General features: G+C 42.0%; 17 protein-coding genes. 8 read left to right on the top strand and 9 right to left on the bottom strand.

The window, feature by feature from the left end; all coding sequences use genetic code 11:
* From VE944_RS28030 to VE944_RS28005, 6 genes are all read left to right on the top strand, one after another.
* Nucleotides 1-2,536, top strand: a 2,536-nt coding sequence (locus VE944_RS28030) for a glycoside hydrolase family 10-like protein (RefSeq protein WP_324985075.1), incomplete at its 5' end; no start/stop codon positions are given.
* Between the two features lie 170 nt (nt 2,537-2,706).
* On the top strand, nt 2,707-2,895 hold the full coding sequence (locus VE944_RS28025; protein WP_324985072.1) for a hypothetical protein: 189 nt from the start codon (nt 2,707-2,709) through the stop codon (nt 2,893-2,895).
* A 109-nt stretch (nt 2,896-3,004) separates the two neighbouring features.
* Complete coding sequence (locus tag VE944_RS28020; RefSeq protein ID WP_324985069.1) at nt 3,005-4,216, top strand: EAL domain-containing response regulator; 1,212 nt, start codon at nt 3,005-3,007, stop codon at nt 4,214-4,216.
* A gap of 145 nt (nt 4,217-4,361) precedes the next feature.
* The gene (locus VE944_RS28015; RefSeq protein WP_324985066.1) at nt 4,362-5,705 is read left to right on the top strand and encodes a PQQ-dependent sugar dehydrogenase; all 1,344 of its coding nucleotides are present in this window, start codon (nt 4,362-4,364) and stop codon (nt 5,703-5,705) included.
* Nucleotides 5,706-5,879: 174 nt separating this feature from the next.
* The gene (locus tag VE944_RS28010; RefSeq protein ID WP_324985063.1) at nt 5,880-6,287 is read left to right on the top strand and encodes a phosphomannose isomerase type II C-terminal cupin domain; all 408 of its coding nucleotides are present in this window, start codon (nt 5,880-5,882) and stop codon (nt 6,285-6,287) included.
* 105 nt (nt 6,288-6,392) lie between these two features.
* Entirely contained in the window at nt 6,393-6,557 is a 165-nt protein-coding gene (locus VE944_RS28005) for a hypothetical protein (protein ID WP_324985060.1), read from the top strand.
* A gap of 1 nt (nt 6,558) precedes the next feature.
* Here the strand turns inward: VE944_RS28005 and VE944_RS28000 are convergent, their stop codons facing one another.
* The 7 genes from VE944_RS28000 to dndE form a co-directional block, all read right to left on the bottom strand.
* Nucleotides 6,559-7,317, bottom strand: coding sequence for a HEAT repeat domain-containing protein (locus VE944_RS28000; protein WP_324985081.1), 759 nt, complete (start codon nt 7,315-7,317; stop codon nt 6,559-6,561).
* A 174-nt stretch (nt 7,318-7,491) separates the two neighbouring features.
* Entirely contained in the window at nt 7,492-8,028 is a 537-nt protein-coding gene (locus VE944_RS27995; protein WP_324985057.1) for a GNAT family N-acetyltransferase, read from the bottom strand.
* Between the two features lie 21 nt (nt 8,029-8,049).
* Nucleotides 8,050-8,238 (bottom strand): hypothetical protein, encoded by a 189-nt coding sequence (locus tag VE944_RS27990; protein WP_324985054.1) that lies wholly within the window; start codon nt 8,236-8,238, stop codon nt 8,050-8,052.
* A gap of 157 nt (nt 8,239-8,395) precedes the next feature.
* Nucleotides 8,396-8,803, bottom strand: coding sequence for an ABC transporter permease (locus tag VE944_RS27985; RefSeq protein WP_324985051.1), 408 nt, complete (start codon nt 8,801-8,803; stop codon nt 8,396-8,398).
* Nucleotides 8,788-10,302 carry an AmpG family muropeptide MFS transporter gene (locus VE944_RS27980; protein WP_324985046.1) on the bottom strand — a complete coding sequence of 505 codons (1,515 nt, stop codon included), beginning with the start codon at nt 10,300-10,302 and terminating at the stop codon, nt 8,788-8,790. Before VE944_RS27980 ends, VE944_RS27985 begins: the two co-directional genes overlap by 16 nt.
* A gap of 244 nt (nt 10,303-10,546) precedes the next feature.
* The gene (locus tag VE944_RS27975; RefSeq protein WP_324985078.1) at nt 10,547-12,004 is read right to left on the bottom strand and encodes a DNA phosphorothioation-associated putative methyltransferase; all 1,458 of its coding nucleotides are present in this window, start codon (nt 12,002-12,004) and stop codon (nt 10,547-10,549) included.
* Nucleotides 12,005-12,074: 70 nt separating this feature from the next.
* Nucleotides 12,075-12,461 carry a DNA sulfur modification protein DndE gene (gene dndE, locus VE944_RS27970; protein WP_324985043.1) on the bottom strand — a complete coding sequence of 129 codons (387 nt, stop codon included), beginning with the start codon at nt 12,459-12,461 and terminating at the stop codon, nt 12,075-12,077.
* Nucleotides 12,462-12,566: 105 nt separating this feature from the next.
* Here dndE and VE944_RS27965 point away from each other — a divergent pair, with 105 nt between their 5' ends.
* Complete coding sequence (locus VE944_RS27965) at nt 12,567-12,923, top strand: four helix bundle protein (protein WP_324985040.1); 357 nt, start codon at nt 12,567-12,569, stop codon at nt 12,921-12,923.
* 156 nt (nt 12,924-13,079) lie between these two features.
* Here VE944_RS27965 and dndD read toward each other — a convergent pair whose 3' ends face one another.
* Together dndD and dndC are read right to left on the bottom strand one after the other, a co-directional pair.
* The gene (gene dndD / locus VE944_RS27960) at nt 13,080-15,065 is read right to left on the bottom strand and encodes a DNA sulfur modification protein DndD (RefSeq protein ID WP_324985038.1); all 1,986 of its coding nucleotides are present in this window, start codon (nt 15,063-15,065) and stop codon (nt 13,080-13,082) included.
* A 273-nt stretch (nt 15,066-15,338) separates the two neighbouring features.
* Entirely contained in the window at nt 15,339-16,958 is a 1,620-nt protein-coding gene (gene dndC / locus VE944_RS27955; protein ID WP_324985035.1) for a DNA phosphorothioation system sulfurtransferase DndC, read from the bottom strand.
* 294 nt (nt 16,959-17,252) lie between these two features.
* Between dndC and VE944_RS27950 the strand changes: the two genes are divergently transcribed.
* Nucleotides 17,253-18,730: DGQHR domain-containing protein (locus VE944_RS27950; RefSeq protein ID WP_324985032.1), on the top strand; the 1,478-nt coding region annotated here is incomplete at its 3' end.

Raw genomic sequence — 18,730 nt, 5'->3', positions numbered from 1 at the left:
ATTTTTGCCAAATGTTGAGACATTAACGCCAACCCAAGCGATCGCTCTCGAAGAATGGATGAGTAAGGGAGGGCGTTTGATTGCTAGTGGCCCTGTAGGTAGTCTGTCAGCGCCGGGAGTACGCCAATTATTGCGATCGCTGTTGGGAGGTTATTGGGGATTTAGCCTCAGTGAGACAGAACAGATAAAACCCACAAAAACCAATATTTCAGAATGGGCAAATCAAACTGAACTCTTTGGCAAAGTGCGCGGCGGCGTTGTGATTCCTAATGATATGGGCAGTGAATCTCGTGCTGTTTGGAATTCCAAAGATAATCCAGCCGCAGTAGTGACTACTGAGCGTTCCACCTTTATGGGCTGGCGCTGGGGAACAGACACAGCAACAACCGCCGGGTTGGATAATGCCTGGTTAAAAGCTGCTATCAATCACTATTTGACAGCGCCACCGCCATCGAATCGCATGAAAAAAGTAGAAGGAGGTTCCCCAAACTGCTCGACAACGGTAGCGGCTGCGCCGAGAGGACAGGGGGTAGGGGGGCAGAAGGCAGAAGGCAGGGGGCAGGGGGCAGGGGAGCAGAGGAGTAGTTCATCCCCCTCATTCCCTCCTCCTAAAACTGCCACTGCTCCCATATCTAAACCGCTTCCTACAGTCAAACCCCCAAGTTCTCAAGAGGCTATTGACCAATTAGAACAAGCGGTGCGTCTGGATGTTGCACCCAACTCCAATGAGCCGATTGACAACAACCAAGCGATCGCTCTCCAGCAAGAGCTAGAAAATCTGATAGGTCGGCTGGAAAGCGCTAATTTAGCAGTGTCAGCCGATGCGGCTAATGTTGGTGAAGCTACATCTGAAGATAAACAGTCCTCTGGGCATCTGGACACCTATACTTCCCAATCTCTTAAGGAGCAACACACGGAATTAGCCTCAACTAAACTAGGGGTTCTAGGCATGAGTAAAGAGCAAGCCTTGGCACAGGTAAAGGTAATTGCCAAAAACTTGCCCCTATTGATTGCCCAAAAAAACTATGCTCTAGCTCGTCAGCAGTGGCTGAAAGCTAAAACGACTTTGTGGCAGCAGTTTCCTGTTGATCAAAGACTAGCTCAACCAGAAATTCGGGCAGTTTGGTTAGATCGGGGGACAATTGTTCGGGCTGGTAGCAAGGCGGGACTAGCCCAGATTTTTGATCGCCTAGCTCAAGCTGGAATTAATACTGTCTTTTTTGAAACTGTTAATGCTGGCTACACCATTTATCCAAGCCAAGTTGCAAAAGAACAAAACCCACTAATTCGTGGGTGGGATCCACTGGCAGATGCGGTGAAATTAGCCCATGAGCGAGACATGGAATTACACGCTTGGGTTTGGACTTTTGCTGCTGGTAACCAACGTCACAATCAAATTCTCAACCTTAATCCTGATTATCCAGGCCCAGTGCTGGCGGCTCATCCCGATTGGGCGAACTACGATAATCTTGGCAACATGATTCCCGTCGGTCAAACTAAGCCATTCTTCGATCCAGCTAACCCCGAAGTGCGTAAGTATTTACTCAAGCTGTATGAGGAAATTACCACTCGCTATAACGTAGATGGTCTACAGCTAGACTACATTCGCTATCCTTTCCAAGACCCATCAGCAGGTCGAACCTACGGCTATGGCAAAGCTGCAAGAGCGCAATTTCAGCAACTTACTGGTGTAGATCCAGTAAATATTTCCCCTAGTCAACCAGACTTGTGGCAAAAGTGGACGACATTTCGCACCCAGCAAGTTGATAGTTTTGTTGCCCAATTATCACAGCAGTTGAGACAAAAACGACCTAATTTGATTTTATCGGTTGCAGTATTTCCTTTGCCAGAACTAGAGCGGATTCAGAAAATTCAACAAAACTGGGAAACTTGGGCAAGGCAGGGGGATGTAGACTTAATTGTTCCCATGACTTATGCTCTGGATACTCCTCGCTTCCAACGACTTGCCCAACCCTGGATCGCCTCTAAACAATTGGGATCTACCTTGTTAGTACCGGGAATTCGCTTACTTTCTTTGCCAACAATTGGAACATTTGATCAACTCCAGTTGGTAAGGGACTTGCCAGTTAGTGGTTATGCCCTCTTTGCCGCAGAGAATTTTAACAACGATCTACAAAAACTCTTTAGTAGCACCCAAGGTAGGATTCAATCTACAATAAGTGAACCTATTCCTCACCGTCAGCCTTTTCAAACTGCCGCCATCCGTTACACCGCGCTGCAACGGGAATGGAAATTTGTTTTCCAAAATGACCAACTACAAAGATCGGCTCAGACAATATCAGATTTTAACAACCAGGCAGAAGTTTTACGCAGTGCTTTAAATCAGCTTGCTACTTCCCCGAATCCTAGCAAGTTACTAGTGGCGAGAGCCTCTCTAACTCGGTTCCAGTCTCAATTTCGGGTATTGATGAGCCAAGAGCTTAAGTCAAATTCCTATCAAGTCAAAGTTTGGGAAAATCGGCTTGTAACTATAGAAAGGCTATTACGTTACGGCGAACGGCGGTTGCGTCTTTAGTAAAGAGGCGAGGGGAGCAGGGGAGAAGAGTTTTCCCCTCTGCCTCTTTCCAATGCCCCATGCCCAATACCCGATTTTCAACTAGCTAGATATCAGCTACTTTGTAATTCTTAACACAGTTTTTGTAGTGTTTATAACCTAAATATTACTACTTGTTTAGTGTCAAAACATTGGAAAATTCCTTTGAGGTAGAAAATCAGATTCTCGTTGAGAGTCAACTACTCAAGTACAAATGGTTACTAGTAAGCGTTATAGTACCTAAACATACGATAGGCGAACCTGCTCGCCTCATTGGAGGTTCTGTGGATATTACCTCCTGTGTACAGGCAGAAGTATTATTTCGTGAGAGCGAAAGATAATTTCGCCCCATCTTCAACAGTTCCTTCCAATTTATCGGTTTACTGATAACAAAAGATATGGTGTTTTTGCATATTTGCATAATAAATAAAATATAAATTGAGGTAATTTATGCCAAAAATTTTAATAATAGAAGATGAAGAATCAGTTCGTGAAAACATTTTGGATTTGTTAGAAGCTGAAAATTTTGAAACTATTGCTGCGGCTAATGGCAGAATCGGAGTACATTTAGCTATCTCCGAAGTTCCCGATTTAATTCTCTGTGATATGATGATGCCACAACTTGACGGTTATGGTGTAATAACAGCGTTACGTCAAGATCCATCAACGGTAACAATTCCCTTCATTTTTCTCACTGCAAAATCTGCAAAATCTGACTTCCGCCAAGGTATGAATATGGGCGCTGATGACTATATAACAAAGCCTTTCACTCGGGCTGAGTTATTAAGTGCAATTATGAACAGATTGGAAAAGCACGCTACTTTAAAAAGATATTTATCTCCTAAAGCTGTAATTAACAACTTGTCTCCAAAGATGCAGTTATTAGAAATCAGTTTACACCGCGCTATTAAACAACATAATTTTGAAGAGTTTGAAATTTATTATCAACCAATAGTCGATATCGCTTCTGGAAAAATAGTAGCGGCTGAAAGTTTATTGCGCTGGCAAAGTCCAGAATTAGGGCTGATTTACCCGACAGAATTTATCCCGTTAGCAGAGTCTACAGGTTTAATTGTTCCACTTGGGAAATGGGTACTAAAAAATGTTTGTCAACAAATAAAAATATGGCGTGATTCTGGAATTTATCCTCTAACTCTTGCTGTCAATTTGTCAGTAATTGAATTTAATCAGCCAGGTTTTATTGAGAAAGTAGTTAATTTTATAGATATTAATGGTTTGGAACCACATTACTTAAAGCTAGAACTTACTGAAAGTATGATTATGCAAGATGTAAATAGTGCGATCGCTACTATGAGCAAATTGCAATCGTTAGGTGTAAAAATTGCAATTGATGATTTTGGTACAGGCTATTCTTCTTTAATTTATCTGAAAAACTTACCAATTAACACATTAAAAATTGACCGTTATTTTATCCATAATGTTGCTAATGATCCACAAAAATCAGCCATTACTAAGGCATTAATTCAAATGGCTCACAATCTCAATCTAGATGTAGTTGCTGAAGGTGTAGAAACAGAAGCAGAACTAGGGTTTTTACGCCAACACAAGTGTGATTCTATGCAAGGCTTTCTATTTAGTCGTCCTTTGCCAGCAGCAGAATTTGAAAAAATTTTATTGACTAATAAATGCTTATATGTATGAATATTGGGGAATGAGGGAATAAATTATTTTCTCAGTACCTAGTATTTTAATAGGGTGACTAACTCAAAAAATCGGACTTTAGACGGGCGACAATTATTAAGTCCCAAGTCTAAAGTAAGAAGATTGTGTCATAGTCTCTACCATCATGAAAGTCTTTGCGCGTTTCTTGCTGCCAGTTTTTTTACTGACGTTGGTAGCAGGCTGTAACCAGACTCGCGCTTCCTCAGATAATCCCACACCAGAAACACCTGTACCTTCTCCTCAACTGACGCAGAATCCTACACAGCCAAAAAATATTGTCCGAACTGAAGCACTTTCACCCACGCCTATCCGCATCAATCTGAAGAATTTACCAGCACCCTTCGCAACAGAAAGTGCCTCTAAGCGACCTGATGTTGTTCCCATTCCGGAAAACCCAGTGCTGCGTGTACCACCAGGCTTTACAGTTAACGTCTTTGCAGAAGGTTTAGATGCCCCACGCTGGCTAGCTTTAACTCCCAGTGGTGATGTCCTGGTGACTGAAACCGGGCAAAACCGCATTCGTCTGTTACGTGACAGCAATAGTGATGGCGTAGCCGACGTTCGAGAAACCTTTGCTAGTAGGGACAACGGACTTAATAAACCCTTTGGTATGGCTTTTGCTGGTAATTCCTTTTTTTTGGGGAACACAGATGCTGTGGTTCGTTTTCCCTATAAGAAAGGTCAAAATGAAATTACAGACAAGGGAGAAAAGATCGCCGACTTGCCTTCTGAAGGTTATAACAACCATTGGACACGCAATGTCGTTGTTTCCCCCGATGGCAATAAATTATATGTTTCTGTTGGTTCAGGAACCAATGTCGATGAAGAACCTCTACCACGGGCTTCAGTACAAGTGATGAATTTGGATGGTTCCCAACAGCAAACTTTTGCTTCTGGTTTGCGTAATCCTGTTGGTTTAGACTTTCATCCTGTAACTAGGGAACTTTACGCCACTATCAACGAACGCGATGGAATTGGTGATGAGTTGGTTCCAGATTATCTGACACGCGTTAAACAGGGAGCATTTTACGGCTGGCCTTATGCTTATCTGACACCAAACAACCTCGATCCGCGCCAAAAGACGGATGACAAAAGTAAACGCCCGGACTTAGCAGCCCGTACCCAAACGCCAGATGTGTTGTTCCAGGCGCACTCAGCAGCATTGGGTTTGCAGTTTTATGATGGTAAAACGTTTCCAGAGAAATACCGGAACGGTGCTTTTGCTGCTTTTCGTGGTTCTTGGAACCGCGATCGCGGTACTGGTTATAAAATTGTGTTTGTTCCCTTCGATGCTAAAGGGCGATCGCTTGGTTACTACGAAGACTTTCTCACAGGATTTTTGCTAAATCCTTCTGTACCAACCACTTGGGGAAGACCTGTAGGTTTACTCGTGTTACCAGATGGCAGTCTACTACTAACAGAAGAAGCTAATAATCGGATTTATCGGATTCAGTACAAGGGGGGTTAAGGAATTCACGCATTCAAACATTTAAAAATTCACGGATGGGATCTGTTGCCTGGAGTAAAGTTAGAACTGTTGTCATCAATAGAAATGTTGTGGCTACATCTCCCTATCCAGGTTTATCCCGTTTAGGGTAAATTACTTAAAAATACTAATACTCATCTGGTTGAGAAATTAATTATGACTCCCAATGAAAATAATACTCAGTCAAATATCAACGAATTGTCTCCACATTCAGGTACACGATACTGGGGTGAAGTAGAGGTGATCGAGGAGGGGGAAACTTATAGAATTAGTCGTCTTGAAATTAAGCCCAGGCATGGAATTAAACCACAAATTCATTATCATCGCAATGAACATTGGGTTGTAGTCTCTGGTGTAGCAAAGGTGATTTGTGGGGAAAAAGAAATTTTACTGAATCGAAACGAATCAACTTATGTTCCCGCAGCAACCTTACATAAGGTAGAAAATCCTGGACAAATTCCGCTAGTTATTCTGGAAATTCAAAATGGTGAATATTTGGGCGAAGATGATACGGAACGCCCCTATGATTTAAATTTGGTTAAACCTGTAGCTGATGGTCAGTAAGTACGGGGGAAGTGGATGAGGGAGCAGGGGGAGCAGGGGGCAAGGAGGAGATTGAAGAAAGAGACAAGGGGACAAGGAGACAAGGGGACAAGGGGAGGAATTCAGATGGGGATTCAGACCCCACCTGATTTAAGTCCACCAAAAAGTGGTGGGGGTCTTAAACCCTTGGGCGTTGCCGCACGACTTAGAAATGGGGAGACAATTCCCCAAGTCTCCTTGTCTCCCCATCCCCAAGTCCTCTTTGATAAAATCTTGCCAATACCCAAATAAATCAAAGCCACCCTTCTTGTTCGAGGGTTTCAATCAACTGTAAACCACGGGGATCACCTACTCCTAACAGTGAGGCTTTAGCATCTTCCCGAACTCCTAAATCTTGGTCTTCGGCAAAGGCTTGAATTAAAGCGTCGATCGCTGTGGCATAAACTACATTAGAAGGCAGTTCGCGACACAGTTGACCAATTGCCCAAGCACTATTACTCCGCACTGCTTCCACAGGATCTTTGACTAAGGCTTCAATTAATGGTGGTATTGCCCCTATAACCGCTTCATAACCCACATCTGCCATTTGTGCTAAGGCGCTAGCAGCCCACAAACGGACTGCGGAAATGTCAGTTCTGAGGGCATCTGCTAGGGGCGGTAAACAACGGCGATCGCGACAGTTTCCTAATGCCCAGACAACGCCTTTACGCACATAGCCATTCCAATCACTATTTAGTTGAGAAATTAACGGACTCACTGCCTCTGAACTAGGATTGCGTCCAAGTCCATAAGCTGCACTCACGCGCACTAAGGGACAGGTATCACTTAACAGACGAATCAGATGGGGGGTAGCACGCGCATCTTCTATATCACAAAAAGCACGCGCCGCTAACATTCTTTGCTGTGGCTGGGGATTTTCTAGCAGGGCTAGCATCACTTCTGGATCTGGTTTTGCCACGACTGATTCGGCAGTTAGCGGCTCTATTTTATCTAAGGGGCTTTCTAGCTCCTCCTCAATATCGAGTAGGCTTAGATCGTCTTCGTCATACATAATTTCATTTAAATCCCTTTTCGGGATTAACACATAATCCCCCGCGCCAATAAGTTAAAGCTTTATAAGTATTAGTTGCGTAATTATACACTTTCCTTTCTCCTCGTTGAGTTTTATCCAAACGAGAAACGCCATAACTCAGACGCTTAAGTATGCTACTGCTATCCTTATAGTTTATTGTTCTGCACTCAGGAATTTTACCATCCACAGGGATTGGGTTTGATAACCTAACTGATTGTAAAGATTTAATGCAGGTTTGTTAGATTGAAACACTTGTAATCCAATCTGGCGATCGCCTCTTTGAATAGCCCAATTTTCCACATATCGCATCAAAGCTCTACCAATACCCTGTCGGCGATGTTCTGGTACAACGTAGAGGATAAAAATGTGGGCATGACGATTACCCTGCACTTGATCTATGGCATTGCCCACCCAGAGGCAAGCGATGGGGAATTGGGAATTGGGAATTGGGAATTGAGTATAATTATTCTCCTTGTCCCCTTGTCCCCTTGTCCCCTTGTCCCCCTCCTCTTCTACCCACCACAAGGGCGTATCACTGGAAAAGTATTGCTTAACTGTTTGCTCTAGGTGAGAAAAATCCTCATTGGGAAAGAGATCCTCGTAAGTTCGCTGCATAAATTTAAGCAGCAGCGATCGCTCCAAAGTGGAACCACGGCGAATAATATACCCCGGTAGTAGTTGCTCAGACACTTTTAACGTTTATTGACTTAGCTAGCTCGCGTTATGTGCTGCTGGAGGTAAATCAGTTGGAGTAGGTTGATAACTTACCCCCACCTGTTCAATTGGTGCGGGTGCTGCCATATCGGAGGGTAAAAATATCCGGGCGCTGACTGCCACTAGGGCAAATAAAAATACTAATACTGCAAGCAGTGGGGCGATGTATTGACGAAAAATAGCCATATTTTAATTGCAAGAAGCTAGGAACTTTTATGAGAACCTAGCTGAAGATTTGTGAAGTATTCTTGATTTATTTTAGCAATTTTCTGTGCATGGGAATGAAGGATGAGGCATTGTTATTCTTCCCCTGCTCCCTCATCTCCCCCACTTCCTGCTTCCACTATTGGCGATCGCGCTCCAAGTCATCAAGGACTCTCTCACAATACCAATTCTCCGGCATCCCAGGATAAGTCTCTTTTGCTTGTTCAATTAACCGTTCGGCTGCGGCGGTATCACCGGATAATTTAGCGATTAACCTGTTTTTGAGATAGCTATCAGATACACCATCGTCTACCTGGTTTCGTATCCCTTCATTTATAGTTGATGTCCGGGACTGATCTCTCCGCAACTGCCAAAATAAAACGTAATAAAGTGTACCAAAAATTAAAATTAGGCTGAGTGTTCCAAAAAAAGTTAGGAGGTTAAATGCTAGAAATCCTAGAACTAACTGTGAGAGAACATAGCCAAGTAATAAACCAGTGAGTAAGAGAATAAATGTGCCGACAGCAATAACTACTTGATTCCCCATATATCCTCTTCTTCGTCCTCAAGTCCTGGTCTGGATACTGCCACTGGCTGAGGGTTCCAGGGGGCAACTAACGGTAAAAGCAGCAATCCAGGTAAGGCTGCTGCTAGGGTTAGCAAGAAAAATGAGGGCCAGCCTGTAGCCTTAGCCCAATCTCCGGCAGGAGCTGAAAGAACATCTCTACTAATAGCCATTAAGCTAGAGAATAAAGCAAACTGAGTAGTTGTAAAGCGGTGGTTACAAAGGTTCATTAAAAATGCAACTGTAGCAACTGTGACTAATCCAGCACTGAAGTTTTCGATGTTCACTGCCAACACTAAAAGCGAATAATCTTTGCCGGCAACCGCTAACGCATAATAACCCAAGTTACTAAATAATTGCAGTATGCCAAATATCCATAGACTGCGATTGAGGTTAATTCTAGTCATAATGACGCCACCAGCTAATACACCGACTGTCGTCGCTATAAAGCCCATTCCAGCTTGAATTGCCCCAATCTCAGTTTTAGTAAAACTGATTTCCCGCAAAAATAAATTCGCTGTGATTCCCACCAAAGAATCACCTAGCTTATATAGGACAATAAAAACTAGGATGAGGCTAGCTTGAGGAAGCCCAAATCGGTGAAAGAATTCCTTGAATGGTAGGAAAATTGCTTCTTGTAAATTTTGGGGCGGACTATCTTCTCTTACCTCACCTAATAACTCTGTCGGTAATAACAAAGATGTGACTATCCAGGCCAATATCAAAGTTGCTAATAGCCAATAAAATACAGGTAAAGCGATAAAGCCGACAAATACACCTCCGATTAATCCAACTACTAACACAGTTATAAATAGCAGAAAAATGACATCTTTAAAAGATAGGGGTGCAGCTTTTTGTATGTTGTCGCGCATCTTTGGTTCTGCTGGTGCCCATAAAGTGGTCACTATACTCCCTGCCATTAAAGCTGCCATGAGTAAGTAAACACCATTCCAAGGGATATGATCTGCTAAAACCAAAGCTAAGGAACTGGTAATAAACAGGGCTAAACGATAGCCTAGAACCCAAACTGATGCACCTGTTTTGGATTCTATGGGGTTTAAAATGTCCGTGCGGTAGGCATCACCGGCAATGTCTTGGGTGGCACTCAAAAAAGTGATGATCAGACAGTTGATTGCCAGAACTTGTAGTACTTGGTCATTTTGTCCAGGCTGTTGTAATGCTAGAAGTGCGATCGCTAATGCTAATCCGAGTTGTGTGATTACTAGCCAACCCCGCCTTCCTCCCAAAACTGGCGGTATAAATCTATCTAATAAAGGAGACCATAAGAATTTTAGCGAATAAGGCAAAGCCAGCAGACCAAATAAAGTAATTTTCCCTATATCAACCTTGGCATCTTGCATCCACAACTGCAAGGTTCTACTTGTTAAAAACAACGGCAACCCAGATGCAAAACCTAGCAATAACAAAGCACCCATTTTACGACTTTGGACGGCTTGTCGCAGTGCTTGCATTTCTCTCATTGTTTAAACATTCCTTATCACCTTTGATTAATTTCACTTAAGAATGCATGTTATCGGATGGAGCAAGCGCCTATCATGCAAATGCAGGAATTATAAAGCTGTGGGCTTCGCGTAAAATTGGCTAATACCAATTGCAGTTATCTTGCCACACCTGCTATACCATCTCATGCATATACGCTAGTTTGCACCAAATCTTCTTGGCTGATATGCTCATCAAGAATGCCCTGAAAGTCTTAGCGTTTCCTTAACTTTCCTGAATTGGATAAACCTGATGCCCCCTGATTTCTACTCTGTGTGCACCAAGGCATTTTTCCCAACCTTCACGCGTACCAATGTCGCTTTTGCTATTGAGTAATCCTAATTGCTGTTCTTGTTGGGTGAGTTTAGCAAATTCTTCGTAGCGTGGGTAGTTGCTGGTAACAAATGTTTCCTTTCGGTGTAAAATTGGCGGATTTGCCCTTCTTTCGTAGTCTCGATGAGTGACGAATAGGGTTTTTAGATCGATACCGATGCTGGCTTTTAACGCGGGATGAGGATCAGTGTCGAATTCGGGGTAAGACAGATAGGATATTTGTGGCTTATCAGTGTGATATTTGATCAACGTGGCTTCATCGACACGCCCAATGGTGCGGCTAGCGCAACCTTCACAAATTCGTAGCACGGGATCAAGTGCAGCAAGTGCGGAAACATGGACGTAAAGCGCACCGCGTGTATGTTTACCAATTTTGCTTTTTTCGCAAGCAGTTTGAATCACTCCAGGTTTACCTAAGCTGAAAAGCTTTTGGTCGGCGACTTGACAAGCTTCTTCATAACTACTAAAGAAGGCTTTGATATCGTGACGCATTTCTGGGGCTAGTTTCTGCCATGCAGGACGTTTATCAAAGTGGGTGAGGGCAAGGTAAACTTGGATATCGAGGGAACGACGGTAAGCGATCGCATCCCATTCAGCCTCATCAGTAGCTTGCAAAACTACACCAAAGGCGCGGCGGAAGTTACCAAATTCGCTCAGTAATTCCTGTTCATTTTCCAATTCGCCTTTCACAGGTAGTCTACCGCGCTTGGTAAAAAAAGCCATGAGTGGTTGCAGTTGTTCTTGATAGTTTTCAAACCGCTTAACGGGGATGCGGACTCGCGGTGTAGAAGTGCTAGAAAAGAAGCGGATAGCTTTGTAACTTTCTTTTTCAGCTTCATCTCGAAAAACAAAGTAAACGCCTAGTGCTATGGGTACTGCATCTACATTTAGGACTTCATCAATATAAGTTTTGAGTTCTTCTTGTTCGTAATATTTCTGGAAAGTATTGCGGCGCGTCACAATGCCATCATTGTAAGCAAGTTGGGTTTTGCTGGGAGCGTTAATTAGTATTTGAGCCGCGACAATTAAAACTTTCCCGGTGAGTTCCCAGGCTTGGCGAAGGCTTTGACGGCGTTCTTCTGAGTCTTCAATAACATTGAGGACATAACCCAAATTGACCACATCGGCGGCGGTGCGTGGTACATCAGGATAGTAGTAAGGGTCCCAGCCTGCACTGGTGTAGCCTAAGTTTTTAACTCGCCAGACATCACCACCGTAGCCGCAACCGTAGTCAAAAAAAGTGGTGTCTGGATTGAGGATTGATCCTTCTATAGCCAATCGCACGGGGCGAGATATATCAGTGCGAGCGATCGCAGCTCTATGACGCTCAATTTCTAGCGCTTCAGGCATAATACTAATTCGTAATTCGTAATTCGTAATTCGTAATTCGTAATTAAGACAGTTAGCAGCTAATATTCTTTCAAGGTTTAACCGCCAGTTCAATTAAATCTTCAATTTTCTTGATATTTGGATCGCCTGCTAAGTAGCCAATACCGCGATGCAAATGTAAGCGAAATTGGGTAGCGAGGGTTTCTTTGTCGGTGGGATAACCGTCATTATGACAGCGTTGCTTGAGGGCGAGGAGGAGAATATCGGACATTTCGCCGCCAAAAACGCGCCAAGTCATTTCGACGTTGCTATCTTGGGGAATTGGGACGGGGGAGGGTGCGGTTGATTCTGCGAGGGAACGACAAAAAGCCCAACGGCATAGGATATTCCATTGGTCGATTTTAGTGCTGCGCTTAAGTTTGGTAAGTTGGTCTTTAGCTGTTTGGGAGAGTTTTATTCTTTCGATTGGGGATTCCATAATAATTCGTAATTCGCAATTCGTAATTCGTAATTGATTTAAACTGAGACTGTAATTTTTATTTTAAATGGGGGAAATATAGACATTAAGATTTAAAAGACAAATATGGTAACTAATAGTAGCATTACTGACCGGACAAAAAGCTTTGCGGTAAGAATTGTTAAAGCTTCTTGCTTTTTAGATGAAAAACCTGGAGTTTATCGAATTCTCTCTAAACAATTACTTCGTTCCGGTACTTCGATTGGTGCAAATGTTCGAGAAGCACAATCTGCCCAATCTAATAGAGATTTTATCAATAAATTAGAAATTGCTTTGAAAGAAGCCAGAGAAACACAATACTGGTTAGAAATATTAATTGAATCCGAACTAGTGGATAGACACAAATTTCAACTACTTCTCCAAGAGGCAAACGAAATTGGCAAAATTCTAGTTGCTTCCACCAAACGACTCAAAGGTAAATAACCTGAGTTCGGGATAAGCTGAAACCCTTATTACACCGTTGCTTGATTTTGAGATATGTCAACGTGTTTCCGTCGTTTCCGTCAACTAACGCTGAATAAATCTTCTTAACCCGAACTGACGTTAAATAATTACGAATTACGAATTACGAATTACGAATTACCAAAAATATCCTGATTGGATAGTTGTTTGACGGGTGGAGGAGTCGTATTTGAGGAGATATTCGCGGGCGATCGCTTCGTTTTCTCGCAGTGTTTCTACTTCTTTCTTTCCAATCTCAGTATCCGTAGATAACAAAATTACTTGATGGCTGGCAGATGGAAAGTAACGTTCAACTAAGTTACTGCGGTGAGAGGAGTCTAGCCTACCTAGTGGCGTATCGATTGCTACTGGTAGGCGGTGTCCAGAGACTTTGGCTAGACCCCAGAGGAATGCGATCGCTAGTAGTTGTTTTTCACCTGCTGATAAACGATGTTTAGGGACAGCTTTACCATTTAAATCGTAAAGCAAAAGGCTAAAAGTCTTAGTATCAATGGTAATGCGATGCACTAAGTCTGATTTATGGAGGAGATAAAGGAAGCAATTTTTAACTTCCTCCTCTAATTTATTGAGTTTTCGCAGAGTTAATTTTTCACGAAAAATCTTGAGTGTATTTTGAACTTTAGCCGCAGAGGTAATAATATGTTCACTATTTTTATGTTTAATATTTTCTACTGTATAGTCACTTAATTCTCTCTTTGACTTGGCAATAATAGTTTCTAATTCAGCTAAACGACGGCGGATTGTTTCGTAATTTGCTTTAGCTTCAATAACTTGGTTTTGTGCCGCTTCAAGTGCTTGACGCAGCTTTGTATAATCTTCGGGTGCTGCTGCTGTCTGCACTTGTCTTTCTAGAGTATGAATTTCTTCTTCTTTATTTTTGAGAATAGCTAATTTCTCTTTAGCAGAAAGTTTGGAATTTTGTAAGTGATATATGAGATTATCTAGCTGACTTAAAGTTTCATCATCGGCTAATAACCAAGGTGCTTCCGTCTGGAGAGCCTTTGCATATAAACTATCTACATCTTGGATTAAAAATGATTGGATTTTTTCAACTTCTACCGGAGAAATTTCTACTTGATTTAGCCAACTGAGTAAACGCTGATCTCGTTCTATTAACAAATCTTTAGAAATTTGTACTTGTTGATGTCGAAATTCCTTTTCCCCCTGTGCTTGCGCCTGAGTAAGCAAATTGGGAATTAATGCCAGAGGTAAAACATCAGCCGCCAATTCACACATTGACTGACGTACTTGTTCAATTTCCGCAGTTTTTGTATTTTGCTGTAGTTCTAGTTGATTGCGTTCTGCTGCAATCTTTCCACCTTCAGAAATGAATTTATCAAAGGCTTCTTGCTGCTTTTGTTCTAATTCTTCTACCTGATTTTTGAGAATTTCTACTTTCTCTTCTGTGGTTTGATAATCTTCTTGCTGTTGGGTTAACCTAGTTTCAATTTCTTCTAGGTTTGCTAAATCCTTACTATTACCAACTTCTTTCAGTTTGCGGTTAACTAAGATATCTAAATCAACTGCTAAACGATCTGCTAACTCTAAACCTAAAAGTCCGCGAATTGCATCTACTACAACTGGTGGTGGTGTTTCCTGTTCTGCAAGTTCTTTAACCTGTTCACCATCAAAGAGAAATAAGTTAGAAATCCCTAATGGCAGGAGATTTTCAATATATTCATCCCAAATATTAACTAAAGCATCAGGCCATGTATCACTGTCACCTAAAATACCTAATGTGTCTTTACCGTCTTTAGGATTTTTTACCCAACTACGGACAACACGGTATTTTATTGGTTTATCGTTTTCAATATGTTCAAAAAGCAACTCAATTCGGGTGTCTGCAACTGGATCAATTTTGTTGTTAACACATTGATTGAGAAAATCGCTATAACTTAAATTACCACGGGTAGAACATTGGGCGCGAGCGCCATAAAGAGCGAGACGAATGGCATCCATAAGCGTGGTTTTTCCGCCGCCATTCATCCCACCTAAGAGGATAATTGGGTGTGAGTTTTCCTCATCAATTTTTGGGTTAAGATTGATTACCTGTTTCCCACTGTAGGGGCCAAAGTTTTGTAGAACGAGTTCAAGAAATATCATTGATTTTTAAGATTATTAAATACCGGCGAAAGAAATACCGGGCGAATGGAATGAGACTGTTGGCCAATTTACGAGGGGTTAAATCCCCATCGCCAAAACCTTAGTTTTGTGTTGCTTTCCCGCCCTGCAATAAATTGCGGGCTAATAGCTAAACTGCGTTGAAACGCACTAAAATTAAAGAAATTTAAGATGGATTATCGCTGATGGATTAGACTATTTATCAATTCGTTAACAATCTCATTCCATTCGGTCTGTACTAAATTATTTTATTCTTTATGAATCTTCCTTTTTAAATTTTATACTTGCCCAAGTTACCTGTTCATCACTTTCGCTTTCACTTTCATCGACTTCATTAATTGCTGCAACATCGCCCAAAGTCATCTGCTTGACTTTTGCAACATCACCTTGACTAACTGCTTCACTTAATTCGCGTTTCAAACGAGCATTTTTAATCGCATCTTCTGGAGAACGGGAACTCGTATTAAAACATTTTTCTAGGGTTTCGTATATCCCGACGCGACGAGTCTTTTTGCGATACTGGCGTTCTGTGTCTAACAACTTCGCCATGAGTTCCAAGTGCATCGCGTCACCTTCACAGATTTCTTCTAATACTATCCATTCATCACGACCTAGTAAGCTATAGTCAGCACCAGGACGGGGGTCTTGAAATTCTTCACCAGTCACTTCTTGATAAATCTGGGGTAAACTATCATCAAATTCGTGTCTTTCTTCTAGCCAAATGCGGCGAATTTCGCTCATTTCTTCTAGAGTAATTAGGGTGATGTCGCGCATATTTTCTGGCGCTGTTTGACGAATTTCTTTTTCGACTGTAAGGAGTTGTCTTAGCCAATCCTCCCGTGCTTCTTTAATAAATGGGCCAGGAATAGGTTCAATAGATATCCCATCTTCTAAGTTACGTTCATAAAGTTGGACACCGCCATTTCTACGTCGGAAATCTCTTTTATCACGGGTTTCTTCAGCGTCCAATTCTTTACGGAAATCAAGTAGAGGTTGCATCCACTCTTTCTCTTCGTCATTTTGGATCATTGCCGCGAGTGATTTATCTTGACTAACCAGCGTACAAACCCAGCAACCAAAACGAGAGCTACCACAACTAGGGGTAGACGTATCAACAACTAAAGGACATTCATTATCAGCAGAAGCACCTCGATACATAGTAAATAAATCTTTATTGCTATACCCCCAAGGGTTTTCCCACTGCATTAAATAAATCCAGACTTCATCATTTTCCCAGTCTTCAATAGGGCTATAAACCAAAGAATTTGGCAAGTTCATATTAGGACTGAGCCGATCGCGTACCCGTTGGGCTTCTAATTTTTTCATTCGGCTAGCACGTTTTGTGCTTTCAGCTTTGCGAGTCCCCAAAACAACAATCGCTTCTCCACTAGCTCGGATTACATCACGAATAAAACGATTTGAGGGATTAATTTTGAGGCGTTCTGTACACCAGCGAAATTTTCCTCTGGGTGCTGGATAACCTTTACCAATTAAACCTACCCAGAATGTTTCTTTAAAATCTGGTTGTAGCAAATGGGGTTCAAATGGTAATCCTTGCGCTTGGGCTTCAGATTTCATCTGTTTTAGAGAATTGCGTACCCAAGCAGCAACAATAGGATTTTCTACCAGTGTGTCTGTGGTGATAACGTATATTGTTTTAGTTCTCTTTTGGGGTGGTAGGGTTGCGATCGCATTCCAAACCAATTGCAGTACACATGAGCTATCTTTACCACCTGAGTAACCAACAACCCAAGGTATTTCATCTAAACAGTACAACTCTTGAATTTCAGTGGTGAGAGCTTGGATATCTTCCACTAAATCTGCTACAGTACGTGTCTCCTGACCTTTATTCTCTGGTTGTTGTGCTGTAGCCATTTCTCTCCTCCCTATCCAAACAAGTATTTTCGTTAATTTTTTTATATAGACGACTGGTAAACGCCCCTCAGACCAAAATTTACTGGCACACAAACAAAGTCCGCCAACGCGGACTTTTTTGAGATTTTATCTGTATTATATATAACCGCAATAACTGAAAGTTGCAGTTATTAGTTGTTTGACTATCAGCTTTTTAGGATAGCATTTTTTAAGAATTTTTAAAAAAGAAATATTGGTACCTAATACTTTAGACAATGTAAACTGCTTTATATCCTCTAGTTTTTAAAAATTAACATGAAAGACTCTGACGCAACTGCTGATATCACTAGAGAGTACCTGGAACGAGAAAACAAGGAAAAACAGGTGCTAGCTTTACTCCTAGAGAAGTTTTTAGGGAGAAAAGATCAGATTCTCGTTCAAAAAACCGAGATGGGTGGTACTGAGGCTTATGTTAGCTCTGTTACCTTAGAATGGTTTGCAGGTCGGGTTCACTTCGCTTCCGGCTTACCTCTATTTCAAAAAAAGTACAATCCAGAGACTGATAATGTCGAGATTGACGCGGATAGTATTGATGAAATTCAGCAACGTCCCCTTGATTGGTCACGTCAAGCGCCGCTAGTGCAATATTTAGCGGCTAGACACAACCACAAGTTTCCGCCGGTGCTAGTAGTAATTAATCAACCGTGGGTGGATAATCCCAAAGCTGCTGAGTGGGATAGTGAAGGACGCGCCACCAAGTCTACTACTGATTTCATCCCCCTAGATAAAGACGCTAAAGTAGGTCTACTAAATATTTCTGAGGATGATGTAACTATTTATGCACTGGATGGTCAACACAGATTAATGGGTGTACAGGGGTTGATGGAGTTAATTAAAACTCGTAAACTTCAGCGATATAAAAAAGATAAAGGTGTTGATGACACTTTTATTACAGTAAATGATTTGATAGAAAAATACCAAGTAGACCTTGCTTACTTACAAAATTTACCCAAGGAAAAAATTGGTATTGAGTTCATCTGTGCGGTAGCGGCTGGGGAAACTCGCACCCAGGCGAGGCGGAGGGTGAGATCGATTTTTGTTCATGTCAACCTGATGGCTGCACCCTTGACTAAAGGGCAACTAACACAGTTGAATGAGGATGATGGTTTTGCGATCGTTGCTAGAAAAATTGCAGTTACACATCCACTATTAGAACAACGACAAGAGCGCAATCCTCGTGTTAATTGGAATAGTGCAACAGTCGCTTCCAATTCTACAGTTCTGACGACTTTGCAAGCTCTACAAGATATGTCTGAGCGATATTTAGCTCCAAGATTCCCTCACTGGAAACCCTTGGAGAAAGGTCTAATTCCCATGCGTCCAGAGGATGAAGAAATTGAGCAGGGAATTGAAGATTTTAAAAAGCTATTTGATTCTTTGGCTAGTCTCTCTAGTTACAAGATTTTAGAACACGAGGATACACCAGCTTTACGGCGCTTCAGCTTTGAGAAAGATGGAGGTGAAGGAAATATGCTTTTCCGTCCAGTTGCTCAAGTTGCATTAGCGCAAGCTTTAGGAATTTTGGTTTTTAAAAAAGGTTTTTCCTTAGCAGATATTTTTAAGAAGCTGCGGAAGTTTGACCAGCAAGGTGGTTTTAGTGGTATGGAATATCCCCAATCTCTTTGGTATGGGGTTTTGTATGACCCAAATAAAAAGCGGGTGCAGGTTGCTGGACGAGATTTAGCGGCGAAGTTATTGGTTTACATCTTGGGTGGAATTCAGGAACAGATGGA

It is taken from the genome of Nostoc sp., from assembly GCF_035638895.1.
In the GTDB taxonomy this organism is placed as follows: Bacteria; Cyanobacteriota; Cyanobacteriia; order Cyanobacteriales; family Nostocaceae; genus Nostoc.
The sequence above is the reverse complement of the archived record's forward strand: the minus strand, read 5'-3'. Positions and strand labels throughout refer to the sequence as shown.

What these genes read in the sequence shown, in the direction of transcription:
- VE944_RS27965 (WP_324985040.1), top strand. Translation starts at nt 12,567, where the DNA reads ATGGTAACTAATAGTAGCATTACTGACCGGACAAAAAGCTTTGCGGTA.
- VE944_RS27980 (WP_324985046.1), bottom strand. Translation starts at nt 10,302, where the DNA reads ATGAGAGAAATGCAAGCACTGCGACAAGCCGTCCAAAGTCGTAAAATG.
- VE944_RS28015 (WP_324985066.1), top strand. Translation starts at nt 4,362, where the DNA reads ATGAAAGTCTTTGCGCGTTTCTTGCTGCCAGTTTTTTTACTGACGTTG.
- VE944_RS27975 (WP_324985078.1), bottom strand. Translation starts at nt 12,004, where the DNA reads ATGCCTGAAGCGCTAGAAATTGAGCGTCATAGAGCTGCGATCGCTCGC.
- dndC (WP_324985035.1), bottom strand. Translation starts at nt 16,958, where the DNA reads ATGGCTACAGCACAACAACCAGAGAATAAAGGTCAGGAGACACGTACT.
- VE944_RS28000 (WP_324985081.1), bottom strand. Translation starts at nt 7,317, where the DNA reads ATGTATGACGAAGACGATCTAAGCCTACTCGATATTGAGGAGGAGCTA.
- VE944_RS28010 (WP_324985063.1), top strand. Translation starts at nt 5,880, where the DNA reads ATGACTCCCAATGAAAATAATACTCAGTCAAATATCAACGAATTGTCT.
- dndD (WP_324985038.1), bottom strand. Translation starts at nt 15,065, where the DNA reads ATGATATTTCTTGAACTCGTTCTACAAAACTTTGGCCCCTACAGTGGG.
- VE944_RS27985 (WP_324985051.1), bottom strand. Translation starts at nt 8,803, where the DNA reads ATGGGGAATCAAGTAGTTATTGCTGTCGGCACATTTATTCTCTTACTC.
- dndE (WP_324985043.1), bottom strand. Translation starts at nt 12,461, where the DNA reads ATGGAATCCCCAATCGAAAGAATAAAACTCTCCCAAACAGCTAAAGAC.
- VE944_RS28020 (WP_324985069.1), top strand. Translation starts at nt 3,005, where the DNA reads ATGCCAAAAATTTTAATAATAGAAGATGAAGAATCAGTTCGTGAAAAC.
- VE944_RS28005 (WP_324985060.1), top strand. Translation starts at nt 6,393, where the DNA reads ATGGGGATTCAGACCCCACCTGATTTAAGTCCACCAAAAAGTGGTGGG.
- VE944_RS27990 (WP_324985054.1), bottom strand. Translation starts at nt 8,238, where the DNA reads ATGGCTATTTTTCGTCAATACATCGCCCCACTGCTTGCAGTATTAGTA.